The organism is Streptomyces sp. NPDC088732, from assembly GCF_044751205.1.
GTDB lineage: Bacteria > Actinomycetota > Actinomycetes > Streptomycetales > Streptomycetaceae > Actinacidiphila.
In genome coordinates this window covers 99,985-125,492 of sequence record NZ_JBIVLI010000027.1, presented here as the reverse complement: position 1 = coordinate 125,492, position 25,508 = coordinate 99,985, and the positions used below count along the sequence as shown (strand labels likewise).

The following is a 25,508-nucleotide window of genomic DNA, read 5'->3' as shown; positions in this document are numbered from 1 at the left end:
CGCAACGGCCCCCCGGCCCCCTGGCTCCCTGACGACGCCCAGCGACTCGACTTCGAAGCCGGCGACTGAGCAAGATCGTGTTACGAGCTCATAGGGTCGTGACCGTGGCTACGAGTGTGTGGCGGGCGATGGCGGGCAACCCCATCCGATTCGTCCGGTCGCGATGGCCGTGGCGCAGCCTGGCTTATGTGGTCAGTAGCGTGGCGGTCGTCTCGATCGCCTGGCTGGTTGTTTTGCCGCTGCTGCTTTTTCCGCCGCTGTTGCTGCTCGTCAGCGTAACGATCGGGGCGCTGGAGCGCCATCGGCTCGGCTTCATGGAGCCGGTGGCGGTTCGCGACCCGCACGCACCCGCGCCCCTGAGCGGCTGGGCGTGGGTGCGGCGGCGGGCGGCCGAGGCTGCCACCTGGCGCGAATTCGGCTATTGCGTGTGTCTGTTGTCGGTGCTTGCGCTCCTCGACCTCGCCGCGGTGTTCGTCCTGCTCATCTGCCTCCTCCTGCTGACGCTGCCGCTGTGGGTTGGGTTGGGCGCCGGCGTCCATGCGGACTTCCATATCGCCTTGGCCAGCTGGACGGTTGAGACTGTCGGGCAGGCGGGCGTCGTCGCCGGTCTGGTCGGGGTGCCCGCGACGGTGGTCACCCTGTACGGAATCAGCGTGCTCGGCGGTGCCCAGGCCGCCTTCGCCAAGTGGTTGCTCGCGCCCACCGGCACCGAGATGAACCGTCAGGTGGAGGAGCTGGCCCGGTCGCGCAGCCGGTTGGTCAACGCCTTCGAGGCCGAACGCCGTCGGATCGAGCGAGACCTGCACGACGGCGCGCAGCAGCACCTGGTTCTCCTGACGATGAAGCTGGGTCTGGCCGAGCGGCATATGGCCGACACAGAAGGACGCGCCGGTGAACTCGTCGGCGAGGCTCACGAGCAGGCTCGCCTGGCACTCACGACCCTCCGGGACCAGATCCGCGGCATCCATCCTCAGGTCCTCACCGATTTCGGGCTGATCGAGGCGGTACGCGAACTCGCCGAACGGTCTCCGATTCCGGTCGAGGTCGACCTCGACCTGCCCGGCCGGCTGCCGCCCGAGATCGAGGCCACCGCCTACTTCGTGGTCTCGGAGGCCCTGACCAACGTTGTACGACACGCCGCGGCCACTCGTATCCAGATCAGTGGCAGACTCGCTGAACAACGGCTGGCGCTGACAATCGTTGATGACGGCAGGGGCGGCGCTGAACCGTCACTGGGCACAGGCATCCGGGGACTGGCCGACCGAGTGGCCGTCGTGGCTGGCACCCTGGAGATCAGCAGCCCACAAGGAGGACCCACTACAGTGCGGATCGACCTGCCATGTCGCTACGAGTAGTGCTCGCCGAAGACGCCACGCTCATGCGGGCCGGACTCGTCAGCCTGCTCGAAGGACTCGGCCACACCGTGGTGGCGGCGGTCGGCGACGGTGACTCGATGTTGGCGGCCGCCCGAGAGCACCGACCCGACCTGGTCATCACCGATGTCCGCATGCCGCCCAGTTTCACCGACGAAGGGCTGCGTGCCGCGGTGACACTACGCGCCGGCGACCCGAGCGCGGCGGTCCTCGTGCTGTCGCAGTACGCGGCCACCGCGTATGCCGCTGAACTGCTCGGCCCGTCAGGTCGGGCCGGAGTTGGCTACCTGCTCAAGGACCGCGTCGGCGAGGTCGCCGACTTCGCCGACGCGGTGTCGCGGGTCGCGGCCGGCGAGACCGTCATCGACCCCGATGTGGTACGGCAGTTGCTGAACCGCCGACGCACGACCAACCCACTCGACCGGTTGACGACACGGGAACGGGAGGTGCTCGGGCATATGGCCGAAGGACACAACAACACGTCCATCGCCCGAACGCTCGGAATCAGCGACGCCGCAGTGGCCAAACACATCGGCAACATCTTCACCAAACTCGACCTCCCCGAGGCCGACGGCCACCGCCGGGTACTCGCCGTCCTGACCTACCTGCGAAGCTGACCGCACCCGAGTCGGCAACGGTTGCGTTCGCGCCGGTTGGAGTGGTGACTACACCGACTACGTATCGGGTGACCTCCCCGAAGACACCCCGCTGACGCTGCGCGCGTACGTCGTGAAGGGCGGAGAGGTCGCGTATTCGCTGGGAAAGACCGTGTACTCCTGACCGGAGGCCCGGGGGAGTAGCAGCCCCACGCGTGACGCGTGCCGCGTGCCGCGTCGGTCACGTGGATCAGGGAAGGTCGCCAGTGTCGACGGCAGGTCACCGACCGCGCGATGCCCATTGAAGCTCCGTTCAGTGCAGGCGACTTGGTAGTTCACCTGCACCGACCGGAGCTTTGTTGCGTGCGTGACGGCCTCTGCCGCAGTAGAAGGTTGAGCAACGTCTCGCGGGGCGAACGCGGGCCGGGACGCGTCGCCGGCGGTCACCTCTCGACCATGGCCCACTGTTCATCCGTCAGGCTCCGGCGGGCAGGCCGACGGTACGAACTCCCTCACACACCACCGCTGTTGCTCGTGGACCCGGGGTGTGCGGCCCGGCCGTGTGGTGGGACGGAGAAGGCCTGAAGAATTCTTGGTGGGTGGTACATCCCTTTGTCCCTCCCGGATGTCCAATGCGTCGACGGCTGATTCCCGCCGTCAATCCGCAGGAACACATGGGGGCATACGTTTTGAAAAGCGCCATAAAAATGACATCTCGCGTGGTCACGGTGGCCGTCACCGCGGGAGGGCTGCTGTCCGCGGGGGTGCTGACCGCCCCCGCCCAGGCCGCGACTCTTCCGGTGCCCGCGATCACCGCCAAGGGCGGTTTCGTGATGAACTACGCGACCGGCAAGACCCTCTTCCAGAAGTCCGCCGACGTCCGTCGTTCCACCGGCTCGACGACCAAGATCATGACTGCGCGCGTCGTGCTCGCCCAGCCCCATCTCAACCTCGACGCCAAGGTCACGATCCAGAAGGCGTACAGCGACTACATCGTCGCCAAGGGCGCCTCCTCAGCGCACCTGGTCGTCGGCGACAAGCTGACCGTCCGTCAGTTGCTGTACGCGATGCTGCTCCCGTCCGGCTGCGATGCGGCCTACGCCCTCGCCGACAAGTTCGGCACCGGCACCTCGCGGGCAGCGCGGGTCAAGTCGTTCATCGGCAAGATGAACTCGACGGCCAAGACCCTGGGCCTGAAGAACACCCACTTCGACTCGTTCGACGGCATCGGGAACGGGGCGAACTACTCGACGCCGCGCGACCTCACCAAGCTCGCCACCAGTGCGATCAAGTACATCAACTTCCGCACCGTGGTGAAGACGAAGTCGACCAAGCAGAAGGTGACCACGAAGAGTGGCGGCTACCGCTACATGACGTGGACCAACACCAACACCCTGCTCGGCAGCTACGCCGGAACCATCGGCATCAAGACCGGCTCCGGCACGGCCGCCAAGTACTGCCTGGTCTTCGCCGCGACCCGGAACGGCAAGACGGTCATCGGCACCGTTCTCGCCTCCTCCTCGGCGACCAGCCGGGCGTCGGACGCGACGAAGATGATGAACTACTCCTTCAAGAAGTAGTCAGGCCTGCCTGACGAAGGGTCTGCTCACGGCCGCGCGGTCACGGGCAGACCCTTTGCCGTTCGCCGGCGGTACGGCCGGCCGAGGTCACTCGTCCGGGACGATCCATGTCCGGGCGAGGTCCGCGACCCAGCCGGCCGCCGCTTCGGGTGCCGGCGGGGGCGTGCCGACGACGACGATCTCCGAGACGCCCGCCGCGGCGAGACCGGGCAGCTGCCCCGGCGTGCCGTCGGTCAACGCGACGGCGATGGTGAATCCATCGAGGGAGCGGCCCGTGCGGGCGCACTCGTCGGCGAGGACGGCCACATGCGCGGGGACGTCGGCCGCCGCGACGTAGAAGCCGTACCAGCCGTCGGCGTGCCGCGCCGCGCGGCGCAGGGCGACGTCGCTGTTGCCGCCTACCACGACCGGGAGCCGGCCGCCGCGCACCGGTTTCGGATTGACCCGGATCGCCTCGAAGGCGGTGAACTCCCCGGCGAAGGAGGCCGGATCCTCGGCCCACAGGACTCGCATCGCGGCGAGGTACTCCTCGGCGCGCCGCCCGCGCCCGGCGAAGGGGACCTCGAGCGCCGCGAACTCCTCGGCCGACCAGCCGGCCCCGAGCCCGAGCGTGAACCGCCCGGCGGAGAGCACGTCGAGCGTGGCGGCCTGTTTGGCGACCACGACGGGGTTGTGCTCGGGCAGCAGGAGCACACCGGTGGCGAGTCCGATGCTGCTGGTGACGGCGGCCGCGTAGCTCAGGGCGAGGAGCGGGTCCAGCCAGTCCGCGTCCGCGGGCACGGCGATCCGGCCGTCGGCGGAGTAGGGGTAGCGGGAGTCGGGCGCGTCCACGAGGACCACGTGCTCGCCGCACCAGAGCCGGGCGAAGCCGTGCGTCTCGGCGGCCGCGGCCACCGCCTTGATGATCTCCGGACGGGCACCGTCACCGATGCCGAGTGCCTGCAGCCCCACGCGCATCCGCCACCTCCTGGCGTCACCGTAAGCACGGCGCACGGGCGCCGTCGGGTGACATGGCAGGCCGGGTGCCGAGGCCGTGCGCAGCGTCACCCATGCGGCCGAGGCGGCCGCCCGGGTGCGCGCCATGGCACCCGCGGACCGGGGAGGGCCGCGGGACTCCGGACCTTGTCGAGCAGCGCCGTCCATGCGGGCAGGAGGAGCAGGGCGAAGGCGGCCGTCCAGGCCGTGATCGTCGTCGAGATGAACACCATGCCGGACAGCGGATCCTCCTGGCACGCCGGGTGGCTGACGCCCCAGCGAACGCAGGCGAAGTGGTCGCGTGAGAGGAACGAGGCGAAGGGGAGCAGCAGCCCCGCTCCGATCACGGCGAGCACGCCGTGCAGGGCGCGCAGGTCGAGGTGCGCGCCGCGCCGTGCGGCGAAGAATCCGGCGGCCAGTTGCAGCAGCATCGCGACGGGCACCGTGTAGAGGGTGAACACCGAACCGAGCCACTGGATCGGCCACGGGAGGACCAGGGCACTGTCCACGTGCACCGTCCACAGTGCGAAGCCAGCGGCCCCACCGAACACGACGACGCCCACCAGCGCCCGCATCGGACGCAGGCGCTGGGGCGCGAGGAGCGCCGCGGACGCCTCCGCGGACGGGGACCGGAGCAGAAACCGTCGGGCACCCGCCGTATGCGCGTCGTCCCTGCCGCGGGCGAGGAGCCGTGCCCAGAACGGCGCTGCCAGCGGCACCGCGGCGGTGGCGGCGACCACCGCGATCACGGCCGGCGGGGGAGGGAGGACGACGGCCATGGAGAACACATAGCCGAGGTAGTCCAGCGGTGTGGGCAGCAGGTTCAGCGGACTCGGCATGGTCAGCAGGGAGAAGCCCGGTTGCCCCAAGGGACGGACGTGGCCGAGCCAGATGCCCAGCAGTGCCACGGCCGCCGCGCAACAGCAGGCGATCGGCAGGTACGGACGGCGGGCGGCCAGCACGACCGGCGCCCAGGCGCGGGCGGTGACCGCGTTCCACCGTACGAATGCGTAGCCGGAGGCGGCGAAGAGCAGCCACAACGCCACCTGCACCGGGGGGGAGTCGGAGACCCCCAGGGCCAGGGCCGTACGGTGCTCCTCGTCCCCGAACGTGCCCAGTGCGAGGCCGCAGCCCACGGCCAGCCCGGTGGAGTGGGCCCCCGCCCACCTGGTGCGGTTCAGATGTGCGCCCAGCGTGGCGCGCCAGATGCCCGCGGCCACGCTGCCGCCCAGCAGTACGGCGGGGACCAGGGTGCGCGGCACGCTGTCGCGGTCGGTCAGCCCGATCGCGTCGCCGGTCCACTGCGCCACCGGGAGGTAGACCAGCGAGCAGGACAACGCCAGTCCGAAGGCGTCCCAGGGGGAGAAGCGGAAGAGCAGGCCGGTGTCGCCGAGCGCGGCCAGCCGTTTCGCGGCGGAAGGATGCGTGCGGCGGAGCAGCCGCCGGCGGGGTGCGGTCCGCTCGTGGACGTGCTGCGCGGCGAGCAGGCGCCGCAGGGAGTGGGCGCCGCGTGTCCACAGCGCGACCCGGGCGTCCGCGTACAACTCGCGGCTGCGCAGTACCGCGCCGACGGAGTGCGCGACCGTGACCGCGAGAGCGCACTGGGCGCCGATGAGCAGCGTCCCGAAGACCGCACTGCTCGGCAGCAGCAGCCAGCTCACCAGCAGGGCGAACGGCGCCGTCACCGCCATCGGGACGGCCACGGCGAAGAGGAACAGCCGGTGGCAGATGAGGGTGAGGAACGCGATGTCCACATCGCGATTGCGCAGGTGCGCGAGTTCGTGCAGGACGATCGCGCGGAACGCCTCGGGATCGAGGTCGTGCAGACGCAGCAGGCCGCCACTGAGCATCACGTAGCGTCGGCCGACTCTTCCGAAGGCGAGTCCGGTGGGACGCTGGTCCCGCCGGTCGACGACGAAGCGCACCGCGCACCGCGGTTCGGCCAGGGCTGTCAGTTCGGTGAGCGTGTCCTGGATGCCCGGGTGCGCGTCGGGCCGGAAGGGCCGCAGCCGGCGGCGGCGCAGCCGGTGGACGGGCAGGAACCAGTAGGTGATGCCGACGCCCAGCCAGAGCGCGGCGAAGGCCGCCAGTTCCACGGTACTTCCGCCGCCGCCGAGGTCCGACAGCCCGCAGCGGCGGGCGAACGCCTCGGGATCGGACGCGGCGCCGGCGAAGTTCCTCGACGCGCAGTCGAGCACCTTGGTCAGCGAGTCCACGCTGCCGCCGCCCAGCGTGAGGTACGCCGTGGTAGTGGCGAGCGAGCCGAGTTCCGCCGCCATCGCCACCGACGTGCTCATGATCAGCAACGCGAAGCGCAGGGAGGTGCCGGAGGGCAGCCGGAACGGGTGCTGCATCCCCTGCATCGCCGCCGAGCGGCCGGCCCCGGCTCCGCTCGACACCACCGTCACGAGGGCGCTTCCTCCGCCCCGCCGCCGTCCGCGGACCGGCCGGCCGCTTCCGGAGCCGCCGTGTCCCGGCCCGCGACGACCCCGCCCAGGACGGCGTCGGCGAGGAGTCCCGCCTGGTCCGGCGACAGACCCAGCCTGACCCCGTTGTCGTAGGCGACACGCCGCAGCAGGTCGAGGTCCCACGGTTCCTGTCCCACCGGCGCCGTGGACCGGGCGGGGCCCGGTGCGGCGAACGGATTGTCCGCGACATCGTCCTGACCACCGACGGCCTCACCGTCCGGGGCGGCGTCCGGGCGGTCCTCCTCCCGTGCTCCGCGCCTGTGCCACCAGCCCCGCCGGTGCGCCTCGCGCAAACGGTCGGTGGCGATGGTTCCGACGACGGACGTCGCGACCGGCAGGGCGAAGAGCGTCCAAGAGCCCACGGCGAGGGCCTCGATCCCGATGCCCAGCGGCTCGGCACGTGCCTTCCAGGGCGCTCGGGCCGGGTCCTCGAAATAGGCGTCGGCCGTCTCCTCGAAGTACGGCAGCTCCGGCGGGGCCAACCGCCGCACGGCCTCACGGGCCAGCTCCCGCGTTCTCGCCGTCTCGCACCGCACCCACCAGCGGGCCCCGTCCCCTCGTCGCCACCGTGTCAACGGGAGTATTCCCCCAACTCCCCTTACCCGCAGGCTCGTCGGGAAAGCCCCCTGGACCCCGTGGGGTGCTGAACACCGCAGCGTAGTAGGCGTGTTGACAGAAATGAAAGATCTGTACATGGCTTTGCCGGAGGTGATCGAATCGCGGTCGACCATCAACCATGGGAGGTGCCGTGCGGCGACCAGTTGCGCGAAGATCGGGAACGGCGGTCATGGGCGTCACAACTGCCCTCGTCGCCGCTTTGATGACGCCCAGTCAGGCGCTCGGGGCGTCTCCAGGACCCCCGTCCCCAGCCGTACCCGCCGGGCGGACCCCTGGGCCGGCGGCGACCGTCACGCTGATCACCGGCGACAAGGTGACCGTGACGCCCGGCCCGGCCGGGACACCCGCCTCGGTGAGCGTGCAACGCCCGCCCGGGGCCACGGGATCGGTCCGGGTGCTCGCCGACGGCTCCGACACCTACGTCTATCCCGACGACGTCGTGCCCTACATCGCGTCGGACCGGCTCGACCGGCGGCTGTTCAATGTCACCCAACTGGTGGCCCAGGGGTACGACGACGCCCGCGCCCGCGAACTCCCCCTCATCGTCAGCCACCTGAAGTCGGCGGCCGCCAGGAGATCCTTCGCCGCGCTGCCCGGGGTCGAGGCCGGAATCGACCTCCCGTCGATCAACGGAGAGGCTCTGCTCGCCGGCCGGTCGCGGGCGGCGCAGTTCTGGTCGGCGCTCACCGGCACCGGCACCGAGCGTCAGAAGAACCGTGCGTCCGCCGGTCAGCGCCTGCCGGACGGGCCGTCCTTCGCGTTCGGCGTGGACCGGATCTGGCTCGACGGCAAGGCGGAGGCCTTCCTCGCCGACACCACCGCGCACATCGGTGCCCCCACGGCCTGGGCCGCAGGCACCACCGGTACCGGGGTCAAGGTCGCCGTACTGGACACCGGCGCGGACACCGCGCACCCCGATCTCGTGGACCGCGTGGTCGCCACCGAGAGCTTTGTTCCCGACCAGGACGTCACCGACAGGGACGGCCACGGCACCCACACGGCGTCGACCGTGGCCGGCACCGGCGCCGCCTCCGGCGGCAAGGAACGGGGCGTCGCCCCTTCCGCCGACCTGATGGTGGGCAAGGTGCTCGACAACGACGGCGTCGGCCAGGAGTCCTGGATCATCGCGGGCATGGAGTGGGCGGCGCGGACCGAGCACGCCAAGGTCGTCAACATGAGCCTCGGCAACCGGTACCTCACCGACCAGTCCGACCCGATGAGCCAGAGCCTGAACGCCCTCAGCGCCGAGACCGGCGCGCTGTTCGTCGTCGCCGCCGGGAACGCGGGACCCTCCCCGTACAGCCTGTCGGCACCGGGGACGGCGGACGCCGCGCTGACCGTGGGAGTGGTCGACACCTCCGACCGGCTCGACCCGCGGTCCAGTTCCGGGCCCCGCGGGCTCGACGACGGCCTCAAGCCCGACATCACCGCCCCCGGCATCGACGTGCTGGCGGCCCGCTCCCAGTACGCGGCCTCGGGCGAGGGCTACTACCAGACCCTCAGCGGCACTTCCATGGCCGCTCCCCACGTGGCCGGCGCGGCCGTCCTGCTGGCGCAGCAGCATCCCGACTGGACGGGCCGGCAGATCAAGGACGCTCTGATGAGCTCCAGCGTCCGGACACCCGCCTACACGCCCTACCGGGCGGGCACCGGGCGGGTCGACGTGGCGGCGGCCTACGACGCGCCCGTCGTCGCGACCGGCTCGGTGGACGCCGGACTCGTCCAGTGGTCGAGCTCCGGGACCCAGCCGGTGGCACGCGAGATCGTCTACACCAACACCGCGGACCACCCCGTCGCCCTGGACCTGTCCCTCGATCCGGGCGACTCGGCGGCTGGGGTGTTCGCCCTGGCCTCGGACCACGTCGATCTGCCGGCACACGGCTCCGCACGGGTCGGCCTCACCGCGGACCCGAGGGGCCGGGCCGCAGGCCAGTACTCCGCCCAGGTCCTCGCCCGTGACGGCAGCGGTGCCGTCCTCGCACACACAGCCGCGGGCGTCAGCGTCGAACCCGAGCGTTACAACCTCACCGTGCGGATGAAGGACCGCTCCGGCAGGCCGATGGGCGGCTTCATCGAGATCCGGAGCACCAAGGGCTCGTCCTTCGCCGAGGTGCCCGAGGACGGGACGCTGACGCAGCGTCTGGCGCCCGGCCCCTACACGGTCCTGACCTTCGCCGAGGTGGAGGGCACCCACGGCCCCCACTCCCTCGGGGTCGCGCTGCTCGCCGCGCCGGAGGTCGACCTCACCACGGACCGCGAGGTGCCGCTCGACGCCTCACGGGCACGCCAGGTGCGGGCGATCACGCCCAAACCCAGCGCCGTCGTCAGCAGCAGGCTCGAGATCTACCGGTCCTTCACCTCGGACAAGCCCACCGCGGGCGACGGCGGCCTCGTCGAGTCGGTCTTCCCGGACTCCCGCTACGACAGCCTCTGGGCACTTCCCACCGACGACCACTCGGTGAAGAAGGGCAGCTTCGTCTTCACCACCCGGCTCCGTACCCAGCAGACACCGCTGACCATCGCCTACGACGACCGCACGCTCGACGACGCCCTCGTGCAGCGCGGGTCGCCGCCGCTCCCCGAGGGCAACACCCGCTTCGACACCGTCTTCGCCGGGACCGGATCCGCCGGCGAGTACGCGGGGGTACCGGCCCGCGGCAGGGCCGTCGTCGTACGCGCCGGCAGTGAGGTGCCGCCGAGCGACCAGGCGGCGGCGGCGCACGAAGCCGGCGCGGCGATGCTGCTGGTGGTCAACGACGGCACGGGCAGGAAGAACGACTGGTACGGCGACCCCGACAACGTCACGGCCGGGCCGCTCCCGGTCGCGTCGGTCACGCAGGACGAGGGGGAGGCCCTCATCCGCGACATCGCGGCCTCCCGCAAGCAGCGGGTGCGGCTGGCGATCGAGGCCCATCCCGCACCGGAGTACCTGTACGACCTGGTCGACTACCACTCCGGAAGCGTTCCCGAAGATCCCTCCCTCGTCGCGGATCCGGGCGCCCTCGCGCGTCTCGACCTCGACTTCGCCCAGCCGCCCGGGAAGCGCGCCACCGAGACGCGGGTCGACTACCCGCCGTACCTGTGGGGCGCCGCGAGCCAGACCAGCGGGGACTCCGTCGCCCCCGGCGAGCGCACCGACTGGGTCTCCGCGGGCGGCAACGTCAGATGGCAGCAATTCGCCTACCTGCCCGGCTGGATGGGGTCGGGCAACCTGCCGACGGCCTACCGGCCCGGCAGCAAGCAGGACGAACGCTGGCTCGGCCCCGTCGTCCGTCCACGCCTCCTCGACAACGACCTCCCCGTCCGCGACGAGACGTCCCTCTCGTTCTACGTCGGCGGCTTCGGCGACTCCGGTACGGCGCACACGGGCAGCGCCGAGTACGGAACCGCCATGTCGCAGCACGTCGAGCTCTACCAGGGCGAACGGCAACTGCTCAGCACCGACAGCTCCTACGTGTACGCCTACGACCTGGACCCGGGGACGCTGCCGTACCGGCTCGTCGCCGACACCACCGGGGACACCGGGTTCAGCCCCTACTCCACCGCCACCCGCACCGAATGGAGGTTCACCTCGGGCGCCTCGGCCCCCGGGACCGTTCCGCTGGCCCAACTGGACTACGCGGCGGACCTGGACGCCGCCGGCCGTGCGCGGCGCACGGCGGACCTCGCCATCACCCCCGTCCTGCCGGGCATCGCTCCCGCCGAGGACGCCGTCTCCGGCGCAGGGCTGGAGGTCTCCTACGACGACGGCGCCACCTGGCACCGGCAGGACCTCCAGGAGAAGAAGGGGACGTGGCGGACGTCCCTGCGGGCTCCCTCCGGGGCCGACTTCGTGTCGCTCCGGGTGACCGCCGACCAGCGGTCGGGCACCTCGGTGACGCAGACCGTCATTCGGGCCTTCGGACTCGTATGACGTGAGCGGGGGCCGGGGCCGGTGCACACCGGCCCCGGCCCCCGGGATGCGGCCGCCCCTGACCCGAGGCACCCTGTCGGGGGAGGAGCGGCACCCGCGTGCCGCCTCCCGGCAACTCGCGCGGAAACGCCCTGCACGCTTGACATCCACGGAGGTGAGAAGGCCGGTGGGCGGTGTGATCGTGGCAGGAGTCGACGGTTCGGAGTTCAGTTCCGCGGCAGTGGCGGAAGCTGCCCGGGAAGCCCTGTCGCGCCGCGCGGAGCTGCGCGTGGTGCATGCGCTTGTGCCGCCGCCCATGCCGGCGCACGTGCCCATGGATCCCTCCCCTCTGGGACCGCCGGCGACCGTGTTCCAGGACGCGGCCGAGCGCGTGGTCCGCGAGTCGGTGGAGCTCGCCAGGCGCACTGCGCCCCAGGTGAATGTCACGGGGACCGTGCTGCAGGGGGATGCGGTGTCGGTCCTGGAACTGCAGTCGCGTACCGCGGATCTCGTGGTCGTCGGACCCCGGGGCACGGGTGGGTTCATCGGGATGCTGCTGGGCTCGACGGCGGTGTTCCTGGCCGCTCACGGACAGTGTCCGGTGATGGTGGTGCGGGAGCAACCGGCCCCGTCAGGGCCGGTCGTGCTGGGCGTCGACGGATCCCCCGCCGGAGCCAAGGCGGTCGACTTCGCCTTTGCCGAGGCGGAGCTGCGCGGAGCGGAACTCGTCGCCCTGCACGCGCACAAGGGCCGACCCGGCACGGCGGACGAGAGCATGGATACAACCGCGGTACTCGCGGGGCACCGGCAGAGCCGTCCCGACGTCCCGGTGCGGCACGCGGTGGTGCACGGCGACCCCCGCGAGGCACTGATCGACGCCGGCAGGACGGCGTCGCTCACGGTCGTCGGCTCGCGGGGCATGGGCGGATTCAGGGGGTTGCTCCTGGGTTCGGTGAGCCAGGCCCTGCTTCAGCACGCCCACTCTCCCGTGGCTGTCGTCCGCGGAACCGGGTAGGCGCCTGGCACGTCGCGCTCCCGGCGGGCAGTCCGGGCCCAGCGGGCGGGGGCTCGCGGAGTCGCGGAGTGCGGGTGAGGACGCGAGCTTGCGACGGGGTGAGCGTGTGCAGCGACATGATGTGCGGCGGCCTACGCCGGGTCTGGGCCGGCTCACCGGGCTGTTCGGCGGTCTGGTGCGGGGCGTCGACGCGGCCGTCGGCATGCTGTACGTACTGCCGCCGGGGGAACACGCGCTTCAGCTGGTGGCGCTGTCCGGGATGTCCCGGCGGATAGCCGCCCTGTGGGCGCGGATCGGGATCGACGATGCGACTCCGCTGTCGGAGGCGGTGAGGGAGCGTTCCCCGGTCTGGGTGGGCAGCCCCCACGACATGGCCCGGCGGTATCCCCGGATCGGGCTGGTGGCCCCTTACGAAACGGTCGTGGCGGCCGCACCCTTCACCGGCGACGATGCGGTGTGGGGCGGCGTGTGCCTGGTGTGGCCGGCCTGGCACCCCCCGGAGCTCGACCAGCGCGAGCGTGAGGCGATCGAGGACTTCTGCCGCGGGGCGACACGGGTGCTGGAGGAGGCCGCTCGGCACGGGTATCCGCTGCTGCCGGGCGCACAGCCGGTGGTCCTGGGGCCGAACCGTCCGCGGACGCCGAGCCGGGCCGAGGCGCTGGCCGCGTACGACTTCACGGACCGCCTGCCGGTGGGCTGCCTGGCGCTGGACCTGGACGGCCGGATCCGCTTCCTCAACGCCGCGGCCGGTGAACTCCTGGGTGCGGGGGTCGCGGACCTGCTGGGATCCCGCCCCTGGGAGCGGCTGCTGTGGCTGAGCGAGCCGACGTTCGAGGACCGCTACCGGACGGCGCAGATGAGCCGGAGACCGACCGGGTTCACCGCGCTCCGGCCACCTGACCAGCGGATCTCATTCCAGCTCTATCCCGGGGCCACCGGCGTCAGCGTTCGCTTGACAGCCGTGGCGGACGGTGCCGTCGAGCCGGGCGACGAAACGGGCTCTTCCGATGGGCGCGGCGCCCTCGGGGCATTGTCCTTGTATCAGCTGATGTATCTCGCGGCGGCCCTGACCGAGGCCGCCGGGGTGAAGGACGTCGTCGACCGCGTCACCGCCCAGCTGGTACCCGCATTCGAGGCTCAAGGGCTCGGGCTGATGATGGTCGAGGACGGTCGCCTGCGCATCGCCGGCCACCGCGGATACACAGATGCGTTCATGGCCCGCTTCGACGGCGAGCCGCTGTCCGGTCCCACCCCCGCCGCCCGGGTGGTGACGGCACAGACCCCGACCTTCTTCACCAGCTTCGCCGACTTTCAGCGTGCCTATCCGCAGGCTCCCCGCTACAGCGACCGCGACGCGTGGGCGTTCCTGCCCCTCATCGCTTCCGGAAGGCCCACCGGCCTGCTGGTGCTCTCCTACGACCGGCCCCGCTCCTTCTCCCTGGCCGAACGAACCATCCTCACCTCGTTGGCCGACCTGATCGCACAGGCCCTGGACCGCGCCCGCCTCTACGACGTCAAACACCAACTCGCCCGCACCCTGCAGACCGGCCTGCTTCCCCAGGACCTGCCCGTCATCCCCGGCCTGCGGATCGCCGCCCGCTACCTGCCCGCCGGCCACGGCACCGACATCGGCGGTGACTTCTACGACGTCATCAGCTGCGACGCCAACGGCGCGGCCGCCGTCATCGGCGACGTGCAGGGCCACAACATCCAGGCCGCGGCCCTCATGGGACAAGTGCGTACGGCCGTCCACGCGCATGCCACCGCCCGCACCTCCCCGGGCGAAGTCCTCACCCGCACCAACCGCCTCATGGCCGATCTCAACGCGGGCCTGTTCACCAGCTGCCTGTACGCCGACCTCGACCTGGCGGGCCACTGCGCCCGCGTGGCCACGGCAGGGCACCTCCCACCCCTGATCCGGCACCCCGACGGCCGCACCGAGGTCCTGCACATCGCGCCCGGGCTGCTGCTCGGTATCACCACGGAAGCCGAATACCCCACCACCGACGTCCCGCTGCCGCCGGGAACGGTGCTGGTCCTGTACACCGACGGCCTGGTCGAAGTGCCGGGCGCCGACATCGAGCACACCACCGCCGAGCTCGCGCGCCACCTCACCTCGGCAGGGGACCAGGACGTGGACCGCCTCGCCGACGTCCTTCTCCACCACGCCTTGGAGACGGTGCCGGGCACCGACGACATCGCACTCCTGCTCATCGCCGTCACGCGCTGAGCTGCTCGCCGGGATCAGGGGCGCAGGCCGCCGATGGCCAGTTCCATGAGGCGCTGCGCCTGGGCCGCGCCGTGGGGGCTGTCCGGTGTGCGCCACAGACAGCTCATCAGCATGATCACGTCGGTGGGGTCGATGCCGGGGCGCACCTCGCCGGCGCGTTCGCACGCGTCGAGGAGTTGTCCGACGGCGGCGGTGACGGGGGGCCACGAGTCGCTGACGACCTGCTGTGCGGCGGCGGAGTGCAGTGCCTCGCCGAGGTCGTGCTTGATGCGCACATACGCGGTGAGGCTGGTGAACCACTGCCGCAGCGCGTCGAGCGGGGCGTGGGCGGCCAGCACATCGGCGACGGAGTCGACCAGGCGGCCGATGTCGTGCTGGTAGACCTCCAGGATCAGCGCCTCACGTGTGGGGAAGTGCCGGTAGAGCGTGCCCGGTCCGATGCCCGCGCGCTTGGCGATCGAGTTGAGCGAGGCGTCCGGGGACTCGGCGAGTACGTCGTGGGCGACCTGGAGGATCACCTGCCGGTTCTTCCGGGCGTCGGAGCGTTGCGTCGCGGGGTCGGGCACGGGTCCTCCAGGCGTGCGGGCAGTGCTGTTTGCGATCCGGAGAGGTCTCCGGTAGCGTCGCGGGCATCAATCGGAGAGATCTCCGGTTCTCTTCCTCCCTCATTGTAGGAGCCTCCCCGTGCGCTGCATCAAGCTCGGCCGCACCGGCCTCGACGTCACCCCGGTCGCCATCGGCGCCATGACCTACGGCGAACCCGACCGCGGCCACCCCGTCTGGTCCCTCGACGAGGAGGCCGCCCGCCCCCTCGTCAAGCACGCCCTCGAGGCCGGCATCAACTTCTTCGACACCGCCAACCTGTACTCCTACGGCTCCAGCGAGGAGATACTCGGGCGCGCCCTGCGGGACTTCGCGAACCGCGACGACGTCGTCGTCACCACCAAGGTCCGCCACACCATGCGTCCGGGCAGCCCCAACAGCGGCGGCCTGTCCCGCAAGGCGATCATGACGGAGATCGACCACAGCCTGCGCCGCCTCGGCACCGACTACGTGGACGTGTACATGATTCACCGCTTCGACAACGACACTCCGCTGGAGGAGACCCTGGAGGCCCTCGACGACGTCGTGAGGGCCGGGAAGGCCCGCTACCTCGGCGCGTCCTCCATGTACGCCTGGCAGTTCGCCAAGGCCCTGCACCTCCAGGAGCGCAACGGCTGGGCCCGGTTCGTCACCATGCAGGACCACTACAACCTGCTCGCCCGCGAGGAGGAACGCGAAATGCTCCCGCTCTGCGCCGACGAGGGTGTCGCCACCATGATCTGGAGCCCCCTGGCCCGCGGCCGTCTCGCCCGCCCCTTCGACCAGGCGAACGCCGGTGAGCGCGCCGCGACCGACGGCGCCTACGCCGACCTGCTCTACAAAGCCACCGCCGACAGCGACCGCGCCGTCATCGACGAGGTCGGCGCCGTCGCCGAGGCCCACGGGGTGTCCCGCGCCCAGGTCGCCCTGGCCTGGCTGCGCCGCAACCCCGTCGTCGCGGCCCCGGTCGTCGGCGCCCGTACGACGCAGCAGATCGACGACGCCGTCGCCTCCCTCGACCTCGACCTGACCGACGAGCAGGCCCGCCGGCTGGAAGCCCCCTACACGCCCCGTCACGACTTCCAGGGCGTCTCGGACGCACGCGAACTCGAGCGCATCAAGGCCCGCATCCCCGGCTACGACAACATCTGACGCCGGGTCGCACTCCCGGGAGGACGAACGGCCGCGCCGGATCAGAATCCGACGGCCTCCCGCAGAAGAAGCACGGTGCCGCGTCCCGGGCGCGGTTCCGCGTTGAGCACGAGCAGCCGGCTGATGGCGCTGGGCATCCCGTACACCGCCTGGGCACGGGCGTTCTCCAGCGGGAGCGCGTGCTCCTCGACGCGGCGCAGCGCCGTCTCCAGGTCCGGCACCACCTTCTGGGCGCCGACGATCCAGATCGCGTGCGCGGCGCCGCCGGCGTTGGCCGGGAGCTGACTGCCGCTGCCCGAGGCGAGCACGAGCGAGCCGGTCTCGGTGACCGCGGCGACGCTGTTGACGACGACATCGGGGCCGGCGAGCAGCTTGCGGATCTCGTCGGCGCGGGTCGCGCGGTCCAGGGCCAGGACACGCGGCCTGACGGCGTCGTACCGGCCGCCGGTGTTGAGGTCCTCGTCGATGCCGGACAACCGCAGGGTCTCGCTGGCGCCGGTGAGCACGCTGGAACCCTCGGGGACCAGGTCCTTGACGCGGACACGCGCGGCCGCGACGTCGTCGAGGACCTCGGCGGCGAAACCGTTGGCACGCAGCGCGGCCGCGACCCGCTCCAGTAGCTCCGCCGGAGCCGGGTCCGTGAAGGAGGCGGTCGGAGCCGGTACGGTCCCGGAGTCCCGCGCCGCACGGGGTGCCGTGCCGGCCAGCGGGGAGGTGTCGAGGTACCTGATCTCGTAGACCCGCTCGGCGAACCTCCAGCCCTCCGCGGTGCGCTCGTAACGGTCGTGGTAAATGGCGTAGTTGAGACCCTGGCGGCCGTCCAGGGTACGCGCGAGCTCCTGGATGGAGGCGCGGCCGGTCGCCGTGTCCCCGTCGAGTCGGATCGTGCCGGGATGCGTGGTCTGCACGAAGAAGTCCCACTGGCTCTGCAGCCGCTCGCCCCCGGCACGGATCTCCTCGCGGCCGCGGAACTCGGCGGGGATGTTGGGCATGCGCAGGACACCGTCCGGTGTGAACAGCGCTGCCAGCCGCGGCCGGTCGCGCATCATCGCCGCGTCGGTGAACTCGCCGCGCAGCGCCTCGATCTCGACCCGGTCCGCGATGGCCTGGAAGTCGTTCATCGGCGTTCCCCTTCAGCCTCGTTGTCGTCCTGCCGTCCTGCCGTCCTGACCGGTACGACAGTGCAGCCCTCAGGAATGTGAGGTCGCGCCCGCCTCACATTCCGGCGGGCTGTTTCGTCGTACCGGGTAGTGGCGCAGAGACGAGCGAGGGAGAAGGCCGGACCATGACCACCACAGCCGAACCCGGCGACGACCGGGCCGATCCGGGCCTCGGCGCGATCATGAGCGAGCGGCGGCGGCTGATCAACCTCGGCTATCGGCTGCTGGGTTCCCTCGCCGACGCCGAGGACGTCGTGCAGGAGACCTACGCCCGCTGGTACGCCATGTCCCCGCGCGAGCAGCAGGCCATCGAGACGCCCGGCGCCTGGCTGATGACGGTCGCCGGCCGCATCTGCCTGAACATGCTGCGTTCGGCGCGGGCCAGACGGGAGACCTACGTCGGCGACTGGATCCCCGAACCGCTGCCCGAGCCCGCGGAGTGGATCACCGGGCGCTCCGGCGCGGGCGGGACCGACCCGGCCGACCGGGTCACCCTCGACGAGTCGGTGACGATGGCCTTCCTGGTCGTCCTCGACGCGATGACCCCGGCCGAGCGCGTCGCGTTCGTCCTGCACGACGTCTTCCGCTACCCCTTCGGCGAGGTCGCGGAGATCCTCGGCCGAAGCGCGGCGGCATGCCGCCAACTGGCCTCGTCCGCCCGCCGCCGCATCCGTACGGCCCGGCCGTCCGCGGGCCCGAGCGCCGGGCAGGCGGACATCGTCAGGCGGTTCAGGACGGCGTGGGAGGCCAAGGACATCGAGGCCCTGATCGGCCTGCTCGACCCGGACGCCACCGCGACCGCCGACGGCGGCGGGCTGGCCGTCACCCACCTGCGCGCGATCGTCGGCGGTGAGCGGATCGCCCGTGCCTACGCCGAGATCGCCCGTGTGTCGGGCGACCGCACGACGTTCGTGGAGTGCACGGTCAACGGCGTGCCCGGCCTGGTGGCGGAGCAGGACGGAGCCATCGCGACGGTGTTCGCGTTCGCGTTCGCGGGCGACCGGATCAGGCACATCTGGGCGGTACGGAACCCCGAGAAGCTCCGCCCGTGGCGCACCGACTGAGCGGCGACGCTCGCGCGCGGCGCCCGCTACGCCATGACGGAGACGGTGAGGCGTTCGGCGACCTCCGAGGCCGTCGGCATCGCCTCGATCTCGTCACGGAGGCGCTGCGCGGCAGCGGTGAAGCCGGGCTCGGCGAGCAGCCGGCCGACCGCGGCGGCGACGGCGTCCGGGTCCTGCTCGCCGATCGGCAGGGCCAGGCCCGCACCTGCCGCCTGGAGCCGGAAGGCCTGGCGCTGCTGCCCCGCGGTGTCGGGGACCACGACGGCGGGGATGCCGCGGGCCGCCGCCCCGAAGGTCGTTCCGGAACCACCGTGGTGCACGACGGCGGACACACCGTCGAGCAGTTCCGCCGCGGGCAGGAAGGTGACCAGCTCGACCCGGCCCGGCTCCAGCCCGAGGTCGTCGACCGGGACACCGCTGGACGTGGCGACCAGGTCGACGTCGAGGGCGCTCAGCGACCGGAGCAGCGGACCGAGCGTGGGAGCCGCGCCGCGGGCGGTGCTGAGGCTGACGAGCACGCGGGGCCGCCCGGTCCCCGGCGTCCTGGCCGCCCGCGGCGTGCCTTCGGGGCCCTGGTGGGGTTCGGGCCGCAGCGCGATGCGTTCGAGGGCCGGCAGCGCACCGTCGCGCTGCAGGCCGGGCGGGCACAGGTCGAGGAGCCAGCGGCCTGCGGGTGCCTGGGCCGGCGCCTCCAGACCCCGCTCGACATAACGGGAGTGCGCGGTGGCGGCGAGGGCGTCCAGCACCTCGGGCTCCAGCGCCGGGTCGATGCCCATCACGGCGGACGGCACCTTCAACACGGTGGCGACGAGCGGCCCCACGAAGTCGCAGTGTTCCGACACGACCAGGTCCGGTTCCCAGGCGCGCGCTCCCGCGAGCGCTTCGTCGGCGGAGAGGTCGATGCGTACCCCGGCGAAGAACTCGCCGACGAGCGCCGGCGACGGTGCGGTCATCATGTCGGCGCCGGTGCGGCGGCCCACCTCGGCGACGGTCACGTCGACGCTCGGACCGGCGGGGATCAGCTCAAAGCCCTCGGCCCCGACCGCGCCCGCCATGGCGGGCGCGGAGACGAAGGCAACGGCGTGCCCCTGCTTCCGCAGCGCCCAGGCGAGCGGCAACAGGGGGAGGAAGTGGCCGGTCAGCGGGTTGTTGAACATGAGGACGCGCATGGATATCCAGATCACCTGTGTGCTTGTGCCACGAGCCCGGCCGCACCGCGTGCCGCCCGGACCGGATTGATTGCAGGTACAAGCATATCTGGATTACTTGCCGGGACAAGTACAGCCGGGAAAGGTCGCTGGTGCGAGCCCCGCGAGGTTGCTCAGCGCTGCTGCTTGACGTCCTTGACCGAGGTCGGCCCCAGCTGCTTGGCGCTGGCGTACTCCGGCATCGTCATGGGCTTGTCGAACAGGAAGAACGACTGGTTCGTGCCGACGGTGAACTCCATGTACGCGTTCGTCGTGGCGTCGAAGCCGTAGTAGGCGTTGCAGGTGGAACCCGTGGTGTACGTGCCGTCCATGCCCGGTTGCGCGAGGACCGCCACGCCGTTGGAGGTGGACTCGACCCGCTCCGTCGGGGTGAGCATCTTGCAGCGCGGAACCGGCAGGCCCTTCATGATGAAGTACCCGTACTGGCCGTTGGCGTTCTGGATGTAGACGTAGGAGAGCTTCCCGCGCTGCCCCCATGTCTTGACCCACTGGTTGATCGCGTCACGGGTCGGCGAGTACTCCATGCGGCCCGCCGGCTGCTCGGCGACGAGGTGGTCGTAGTTGTCCTGCTTGGCCCTGTTCTCCTTGTCCTGGCTGGAGTCGGTGCAGGAGCTCAGCGCGAAGCCTGCGGCGAGCACGACGACGGCGGCCAGGAGCATGCGTGCGAACTTCTTCATGCGGTGCTGCCCTCTTCCCGGGGTGAGTGGGGGGATCAGTCGGTGCACGTCGTGTGCTTGGCGGCGACATCCAGCCGGTAGGGGAGGTTCTTGTCGCGGAAAGGCGCGCGGTGCTCCTGGGCGGCCTTGGAGTTGTAGTCGTTGACCGACTCGATCCGCGTGGTCTTCAGCGCGGTGATCGACTGGTCGATCTGGGTCGCGCGCGTCGGCGAGGCGGACTTGCGCTCCTCCTGGAGCACTTGGATCGTCCCTTCGGCGTTCTGCACGGCCTCGCACAGGTCGAAGAACTCCTCGTACGTGGTCTGGATGAACACGCCTGAGCCGACGGTGTTGTTGCGCTCCTCCGCCTTGCCGCGGAACGGAGCTGTCATCCACCCCGCACCGCCGAAGGCGAACGTCCCGATCCCCCACAGCAGCGCCAGGAAGACCACCGCGGCGACGGCCCATACGCCGAACCGCGCCCCCTCGCGTACCTGTCCCATGGCCACCCCCTTCGCAGGCGGTTCCGCGGCGTGGAACCGCCTTCTTGCGAAGGAGGACACAGCACCCGCCGAAACGGTTCCGCGTGTGCGGGGAGGGGCAGTTGCCTGCCGGTGCGCGCCGGCTCGTCGTAGCGGGCTTGATCGAGGGTGGTGCCCGAACCGGTCAGTGCGTCCTCGAGCCGTGGCGGCAGCTCCGGGTGGGCGGTCCGCCTGACCAGGGCGTTGCGCACACGCGTGTGCCTTTTGCAGCCCCCGTCATGCTGACTCATCATGGGGTTGCGCGCTAAACGTGAGGAATCGCGTCATAGGCGCACAAAGGGAACTGCCCTATGGCGATTTCCCTGTCGGCTCCGGCTGACCTGCACCACGTCGTCACCCCTTCTCAGGAGAACACCATGCTTATGCGTGCCGTCACCGTCCCCCGCTTCGGCGGCCCTGACGCAGTCGAGATCACCGAACACCCGGTGCCCGTGCCGGGCCCGGGGCAGGTGCGGATCAAGGTGAAGGCGGCCGCGCTCAACCCGGTGGACGCGGCCATGCGCTCGGGCGTCTTCGGCGGCGAGGCGAACATCGGCCTGGGCTTCGACGTTGCCGGAACCGTCGACGCTGCCGGCCCCGGCACCCCCTGGACCGCTGGCGACCGTGTCATCGCCCTGGCCACGGGCCATCACAAGCCGCTCGGCACCCACGCCGACTTCGTCGTCCTGCACACCGACACCCTTGCGCCGGCCCCCACTTCCCTCGACGACGTCCACGCGGCGACGCTCCCGCTGAACACAACGACCGCCGCCCAGGCGCTGGAACTGCTCGCCCTGGCTCCTGGGCAGAGCCTGCTGGTCACCGGAGCGGCCGGAGGCGTCGGGGCCCACACCGTGGAACTCGCGCACCGGCAGGGGCTTAAGGTCACCGGGATCGACTCCGCGGCCTCCGAGGAATTCCTCCTCTCCCGCGGCGCCGACCATTTCCTGGCCCGAGGGCAGACCCCGGAGGCGGCCGCCTTCGACGGCGTGCTCGACGCCGCACGGCTGGGAGCGGACGCACTCGCCGCCGTCCGCGACGACGGCGCCTATGCCGGCCTGTGGCCCGGCTCGGAGCCGCACCCCGAACGCGGGATACGCGTCGAGGCTCTGAGCGTCCGAGCCGACGGTGCCCTGCTCACGGAGCTGTCCCACCTCGCGGAAGAGGGGGTGCTGCTGGCCCGTGTGGCACGGACGTACCCCCTGCACGACGCGGCCGAGGCACACGCACGGCTGGCGGAAGGCAATCTGCCGGGACGGATCGTGCTCGTCCCCTGAGGCCGGCCGACACTCCAGGTGCCCGGATGGGGGGCCGACCGGGGCGCCGTCGGCTGATGAACCGGGTGGCCGACCGCCCGGCTCCCGGCCGGAAGCCGCGGCGCAATCCGGACGCAACCGCGTGACTTCGGCAGGTAGGCAGAACCGGGCTGACCGCTGTGCCGGTCTGCACCTCACGAGGGTGGTCAGCCCCCGCTGATGAATGCCTCCATGGCCCGTCCGGTCATCCGGACGACTGCAGAATCCTCTCGGCCCTCGGGGGGCAGCCTGGAGCGGTCCTCCTCCCTGCGCAGGATCGTCGGCCGGTCCATAGGGATCACGGTCGCCCCGAGACGATCCACCAACTCGGCCAGCACATCGAAGAAATGACCGGGAGGGAAACGGCTGATGCCGATACAGACCTCGTTGATGTCCAGCTCCGCTTGATAGCCATCAGCGAGTTGGATCAGCACATCCTGGAAATCCTCGTCGGCCGCGACGACGTACGGCTTCAGGATCTCCTTCAGGAGATCCATGTCCAGAGGCTTTGGCTCACCGTTCTCGTACACGAGGATGAACATAGTGCGGCTCATTAACGCTCCTTCACCTTCCCCTTCTTTCGTGGACATCCGCGTGAGGCCTTCTCGATATCCCGGCTATTCACGAGAAGGCCTCACGAACGGCCACTCTACGGAACGCCTGTGACAGTGCTCTCCCCGGGCCGCTCCGGGTGCCCGTAACGGAACGCGGTCGCAGCCTTTTCGCTACTGCACGAATGCCTTATGGCTGGCGTCAGGAATACGCCGCCGCGGGCGTAGTCGGCAATAGGTGCGGCCTCCGGTCGCGCCTCTTGCTTGCCCGGTCCCAGATAAACCGGTTGGGCCCGGGCCGGAACGGGCACTACGGTTCCATCGTGATCAACATCAAGGCGGCCCGACTCGGGGCCGAAGCCGCCCGTCGCCTGAAGCAGGCCGACTGCTGCGAGATGGAACCGGGGCTCACCGATGATGAGTTCGAGCGCGTGGAAGCGCAATACGGTTTCCAATTCTCCGATGAACACCGTGCCTTCCTCGCCGCCGGCCTGCCGGTCGGCTCACCGCCCCAGGAAGGCGCGACCTGGGACAATCCCTGGCCCGACTGGCGCAACGGCGATCCTGCCGAGCTGCGAGCCCATGTCGCATGGCCGACCGAGGGCATATTGCGCGAGGTGGAGCACCGCTACTGGCACCGGGGATGGGGTGAGCGGCCCACAGAGCCGCAGGTCGCACGGGCCGTTGCCGAACGGCACCTGGCAACAGTGCCTCGACTGGCCCCCGTGTACGCACACCGGTTCCTTCCGGCGGGCCGCGAAGGCTACGGGCACCCGCTCCTGTCCATCTGGGGCACCGACATCATCTTCTACGGCAGCGACCTGGCCGAATACATCGAGCACGAGTTCAACGAGGATTACGAGCGGGACTGGGAGAGCTGGAACCCGAAGGCGACCGTCCCCTTCTGGAAGGCCTTCTTGAGCTAGACGACCCTCCTATAGGCAGGTCTTATTGGTTTGCTCCGGAAGTCCTTCGGGGGTGGACCTGTCGGCGATTTTGTGCAAGTTCCCGGGGTCCACCAGGAGGAACCGGTTTGCGAAGAGCCGGGAGAAATCGTTCAGTGTTTCTCCCGGTGTGCCCGGGGGCGACTTGGTGCGTGTCGCCGGAGGGTCAGCGGTAGGCAGCGGTGAAGGCCCGGACGCCCGCGTCCGCATAGCGGTCGAGTTCGCTCTGCGTGTGCTGGGGGCTGCCGTGGAACATGGCCTTGTTCACGGGGATCCACAGAAGAAGCCCGGTGAAGTGGTGAGCGGCCAGATGTGCGTCGGTAACGCGGAGGAGACCGTGGTCGGCGAGGCGTTGGAAGGTGGCCGCCAGGGTGGCGAGGACGCGTTCGAAGCCCTGCCTGTACCAAGTGGCGCCGAGCTCGGGGAAGGTGTCGGCGTTGGCGATGATCAGGCGCCGCAGCTGGAGTACCTGGGGCTGGGTGAGTGCGGTCAGGAAGTGGCGGGCCAGGCGGGTCAGGTTCTCCTCCAGTGCCTCGGCGTCGGCCGGGATGTCGGCCACCAGATCGACCATGGCGTCGACCCGGTCCGTCGTGGCCAGGACGATCTCGGCGAACAGCTTCTCCTTGTCCGAGAAGTGCTTGTAGACGGTTTGCTTGGAGACTGCGGCCTGCTTCGCGATGTCGTCCATGCTGGTCCCGGAGTACCCCTTGGCCATGAACGCCTCGGTTGCGGCGTCCAGGATCGCCTTGTGCTTGCGCGCAGACCGGCCTTGCTCGCTCGCTTCCATCGCCCACCCTTCGGTACTGGACAGTCCAGTTTGTATGTGACTAATCTAGCGCCCGGCTCCAACGAGTACCACACCGTCTAGTTCTATCCATGGGGGAATCGCATGACACAGACCATTGGCGTCCCGGTCACGGCCCGCTCGGCGTCGGCACGGCCGACGACGCGGGTTCTGCTGGCAGGCGGCGTCACGGCAGGTCCACTGTTCCTGGGCCTCGGCGCGGTCCAGGGGCTCACCCGCGACGGCTTCGACTTCACCCGCAACGCGATCAGTCAGCTCAGCCTGGGCGATCTCGGCTGGATCCAGGTGACCAGCTTCCTACTGACCGGCTTGCTGGCCGCCGCAGGTGCGGCCGGGATCCGCCGCGCACTGGACGGCGCACCCGCCGGCACCTGGGCACCGCGCCTGATCCATGTGTTCGGCGTCTCGTTCGCCCTCGCCGCCGTGTTCACCGCGGACCCGGGGGCGGGGTTCCCCGCCGGTGCCCCCCAAGCTCCCGCCGCCTCCCTGAGCTGGCACGGCGCCGCCCACATGCTCAGCGCCATGGTGGGCTTCCTCGCGCTGTCCGCGGCATTCCTCGTCCTGGCCGGGTACTTCGCCACGCACCGGGAACGGGGATGGGCCGTGAGCTCACGCCTGGTACCGCTGGGGATCCTGGCCGGATTCGCCGGCTCCTCCGCCACCGTGCCGGCCTTCACCGCCGGAGCCGGACTCGGCCTCCTCTGGCTCACGGCCGTCACCGCCCGGCTGATGACGACCCTCCCCGCAGCACAGAAGTAACAGCACCCGTCCACGCGTCGCCGCCGCAACCAAGACAACCATCAAGATGACCACAAGAGAGACA

The 25,508-nt window shown here is 70.8% G+C and carries 21 protein-coding genes; 11 read left to right on the top strand and 10 right to left on the bottom strand.

Annotation, left to right across the window (positions count from 1 at the left end; genetic code table 11):
* Positions 1 to 104: 104 nt before the first annotated feature.
* The 3 genes from ACIP9H_RS35345 (at position 105) to ACIP9H_RS35335 (ending at position 3,549) form a co-directional block, all read left to right on the top strand.
* A complete protein-coding gene (locus tag ACIP9H_RS35345; RefSeq protein ID WP_401591052.1) occupies positions 105 to 1,355 on the top strand; it encodes a sensor domain-containing protein in 1,251 nt (416 codons plus the stop codon).
* On the top strand, positions 1,340 to 1,990 hold the full coding sequence (locus ACIP9H_RS35340) for a response regulator (protein ID WP_401963125.1): 651 nt from the start codon (positions 1,340 to 1,342) through the stop codon (positions 1,988 to 1,990). Before ACIP9H_RS35345 ends, ACIP9H_RS35340 begins: the two co-directional genes overlap by 16 nt.
* Before the next feature lie 686 nt (positions 1,991 to 2,676).
* Positions 2,677 to 3,549, top strand: coding sequence for a D-alanyl-D-alanine carboxypeptidase family protein (locus ACIP9H_RS35335; protein WP_401963123.1), 873 nt, complete (start codon positions 2,677 to 2,679; stop codon positions 3,547 to 3,549).
* An 87-nt stretch (positions 3,550 to 3,636) separates the two neighbouring features.
* Here ACIP9H_RS35335 and ACIP9H_RS35330 read toward each other — a convergent pair whose 3' ends face one another.
* The 3 genes from ACIP9H_RS35330 to ACIP9H_RS35320 form a co-directional block, all read right to left on the bottom strand.
* A complete protein-coding gene (locus ACIP9H_RS35330; protein WP_401963122.1) occupies positions 3,637 to 4,506 on the bottom strand; it encodes an LLM class F420-dependent oxidoreductase in 870 nt (289 codons plus the stop codon).
* Between the two features lie 86 nt (positions 4,507 to 4,592).
* Complete coding sequence (locus ACIP9H_RS35325) at positions 4,593 to 6,932, bottom strand: M48 family metalloprotease (RefSeq protein WP_401963120.1); 2,340 nt, start codon at positions 6,930 to 6,932, stop codon at positions 4,593 to 4,595.
* Positions 6,929 to 7,483 carry a hypothetical protein gene (locus ACIP9H_RS35320; RefSeq protein ID WP_401963118.1) on the bottom strand — a complete coding sequence of 185 codons (555 nt, stop codon included), beginning with the start codon at positions 7,481 to 7,483 and terminating at the stop codon, positions 6,929 to 6,931. Before ACIP9H_RS35320 ends, ACIP9H_RS35325 begins: the two co-directional genes overlap by 4 nt.
* A gap of 296 nt (positions 7,484 to 7,779) precedes the next feature.
* On the opposite strand from ACIP9H_RS35320, the gene ACIP9H_RS35315 reads away from it, so the two are divergent.
* From ACIP9H_RS35315 to ACIP9H_RS35305, 3 genes are all read left to right on the top strand, one after another.
* Positions 7,780 to 11,523, top strand: coding sequence for a S8 family serine peptidase (locus tag ACIP9H_RS35315; RefSeq protein ID WP_401591068.1), 3,744 nt, complete (start codon positions 7,780 to 7,782; stop codon positions 11,521 to 11,523).
* A 166-nt stretch (positions 11,524 to 11,689) separates the two neighbouring features.
* Positions 11,690 to 12,517 (top strand): universal stress protein, encoded by an 828-nt coding sequence (locus tag ACIP9H_RS35310; protein WP_401591071.1) that lies wholly within the window; start codon positions 11,690 to 11,692, stop codon positions 12,515 to 12,517.
* 106 nt (positions 12,518 to 12,623) lie between these two features.
* Positions 12,624 to 14,747, top strand: coding sequence for a SpoIIE family protein phosphatase (locus tag ACIP9H_RS35305; protein ID WP_401591074.1), 2,124 nt, complete (start codon positions 12,624 to 12,626; stop codon positions 14,745 to 14,747).
* 14 nt (positions 14,748 to 14,761) lie between these two features.
* On the opposite strand, the gene ACIP9H_RS35300 is transcribed toward ACIP9H_RS35305, so the two are convergent.
* Entirely contained in the window at positions 14,762 to 15,313 is a 552-nt protein-coding gene (locus ACIP9H_RS35300) for a TetR/AcrR family transcriptional regulator (RefSeq protein ID WP_401591077.1), read from the bottom strand.
* A gap of 118 nt (positions 15,314 to 15,431) precedes the next feature.
* Here ACIP9H_RS35300 and ACIP9H_RS35295 point away from each other — a divergent pair, with 118 nt between their 5' ends.
* A complete protein-coding gene (locus tag ACIP9H_RS35295) occupies positions 15,432 to 16,481 on the top strand; it encodes an aldo/keto reductase (RefSeq protein WP_401591080.1) in 1,050 nt (349 codons plus the stop codon).
* A 41-nt stretch (positions 16,482 to 16,522) separates the two neighbouring features.
* Here ACIP9H_RS35295 and ACIP9H_RS35290 read toward each other — a convergent pair whose 3' ends face one another.
* Positions 16,523 to 17,602: a nuclear transport factor 2 family protein gene (locus ACIP9H_RS35290; protein WP_401591082.1), complete on the bottom strand. Its 1,080-nt coding sequence runs from the start codon at positions 17,600 to 17,602 to the stop codon at positions 16,523 to 16,525.
* 164 nt (positions 17,603 to 17,766) lie between these two features.
* On the opposite strand from ACIP9H_RS35290, the gene sigJ reads away from it, so the two are divergent.
* Positions 17,767 to 18,705, top strand: a complete 939-nt coding sequence (gene sigJ, locus ACIP9H_RS35285; RefSeq protein ID WP_401591085.1) for an RNA polymerase sigma factor SigJ — start codon at positions 17,767 to 17,769, stop codon at positions 18,703 to 18,705.
* Between the two features lie 26 nt (positions 18,706 to 18,731).
* Here the strand turns inward: sigJ and ACIP9H_RS35280 are convergent, their stop codons facing one another.
* The 3 genes from ACIP9H_RS35280 to ACIP9H_RS35270 all read right to left on the bottom strand — a co-directional run bounded on the left by ACIP9H_RS35280 (position 18,732) and on the right by ACIP9H_RS35270 (position 21,072).
* Positions 18,732 to 19,889: a nucleotide disphospho-sugar-binding domain-containing protein gene (locus ACIP9H_RS35280; protein ID WP_401591088.1), complete on the bottom strand. Its 1,158-nt coding sequence runs from the start codon at positions 19,887 to 19,889 to the stop codon at positions 18,732 to 18,734.
* Positions 19,890 to 20,026: 137 nt separating this feature from the next.
* Positions 20,027 to 20,590, bottom strand: coding sequence for a hypothetical protein (locus ACIP9H_RS35275; RefSeq protein ID WP_401591091.1), 564 nt, complete (start codon positions 20,588 to 20,590; stop codon positions 20,027 to 20,029).
* A 35-nt stretch (positions 20,591 to 20,625) separates the two neighbouring features.
* Positions 20,626 to 21,072, bottom strand: a complete 447-nt coding sequence (locus ACIP9H_RS35270) for a hypothetical protein (protein ID WP_401591094.1) — start codon at positions 21,070 to 21,072, stop codon at positions 20,626 to 20,628.
* A 401-nt stretch (positions 21,073 to 21,473) separates the two neighbouring features.
* Between ACIP9H_RS35270 and ACIP9H_RS35265 the strand changes: the two genes are divergently transcribed.
* The gene (locus ACIP9H_RS35265; RefSeq protein ID WP_401591125.1) at positions 21,474 to 22,367 is read left to right on the top strand and encodes an NADP-dependent oxidoreductase; all 894 of its coding nucleotides are present in this window, start codon (positions 21,474 to 21,476) and stop codon (positions 22,365 to 22,367) included.
* A gap of 185 nt (positions 22,368 to 22,552) precedes the next feature.
* Here ACIP9H_RS35265 and ACIP9H_RS35260 read toward each other — a convergent pair whose 3' ends face one another.
* Positions 22,553 to 22,927 (bottom strand): hypothetical protein, encoded by a 375-nt coding sequence (locus tag ACIP9H_RS35260; RefSeq protein WP_401591097.1) that lies wholly within the window; start codon positions 22,925 to 22,927, stop codon positions 22,553 to 22,555.
* 332 nt (positions 22,928 to 23,259) lie between these two features.
* Here ACIP9H_RS35260 and ACIP9H_RS35255 point away from each other — a divergent pair, with 332 nt between their 5' ends.
* On the top strand, positions 23,260 to 23,862 hold the full coding sequence (locus tag ACIP9H_RS35255; RefSeq protein WP_401963114.1) for a hypothetical protein: 603 nt from the start codon (positions 23,260 to 23,262) through the stop codon (positions 23,860 to 23,862).
* Positions 23,863 to 24,046: 184 nt separating this feature from the next.
* Here the strand turns inward: ACIP9H_RS35255 and ACIP9H_RS35250 are convergent, their stop codons facing one another.
* The gene (locus ACIP9H_RS35250) at positions 24,047 to 24,667 is read right to left on the bottom strand and encodes a TetR/AcrR family transcriptional regulator (RefSeq protein ID WP_401591101.1); all 621 of its coding nucleotides are present in this window, start codon (positions 24,665 to 24,667) and stop codon (positions 24,047 to 24,049) included.
* A 102-nt stretch (positions 24,668 to 24,769) separates the two neighbouring features.
* On the opposite strand from ACIP9H_RS35250, the gene ACIP9H_RS35245 reads away from it, so the two are divergent.
* Positions 24,770 to 25,444, top strand: a complete 675-nt coding sequence (locus tag ACIP9H_RS35245) for a DUF998 domain-containing protein (protein WP_401591104.1) — start codon at positions 24,770 to 24,772, stop codon at positions 25,442 to 25,444.
* Positions 25,445 to 25,508: the final 64 nt, after the last annotated feature.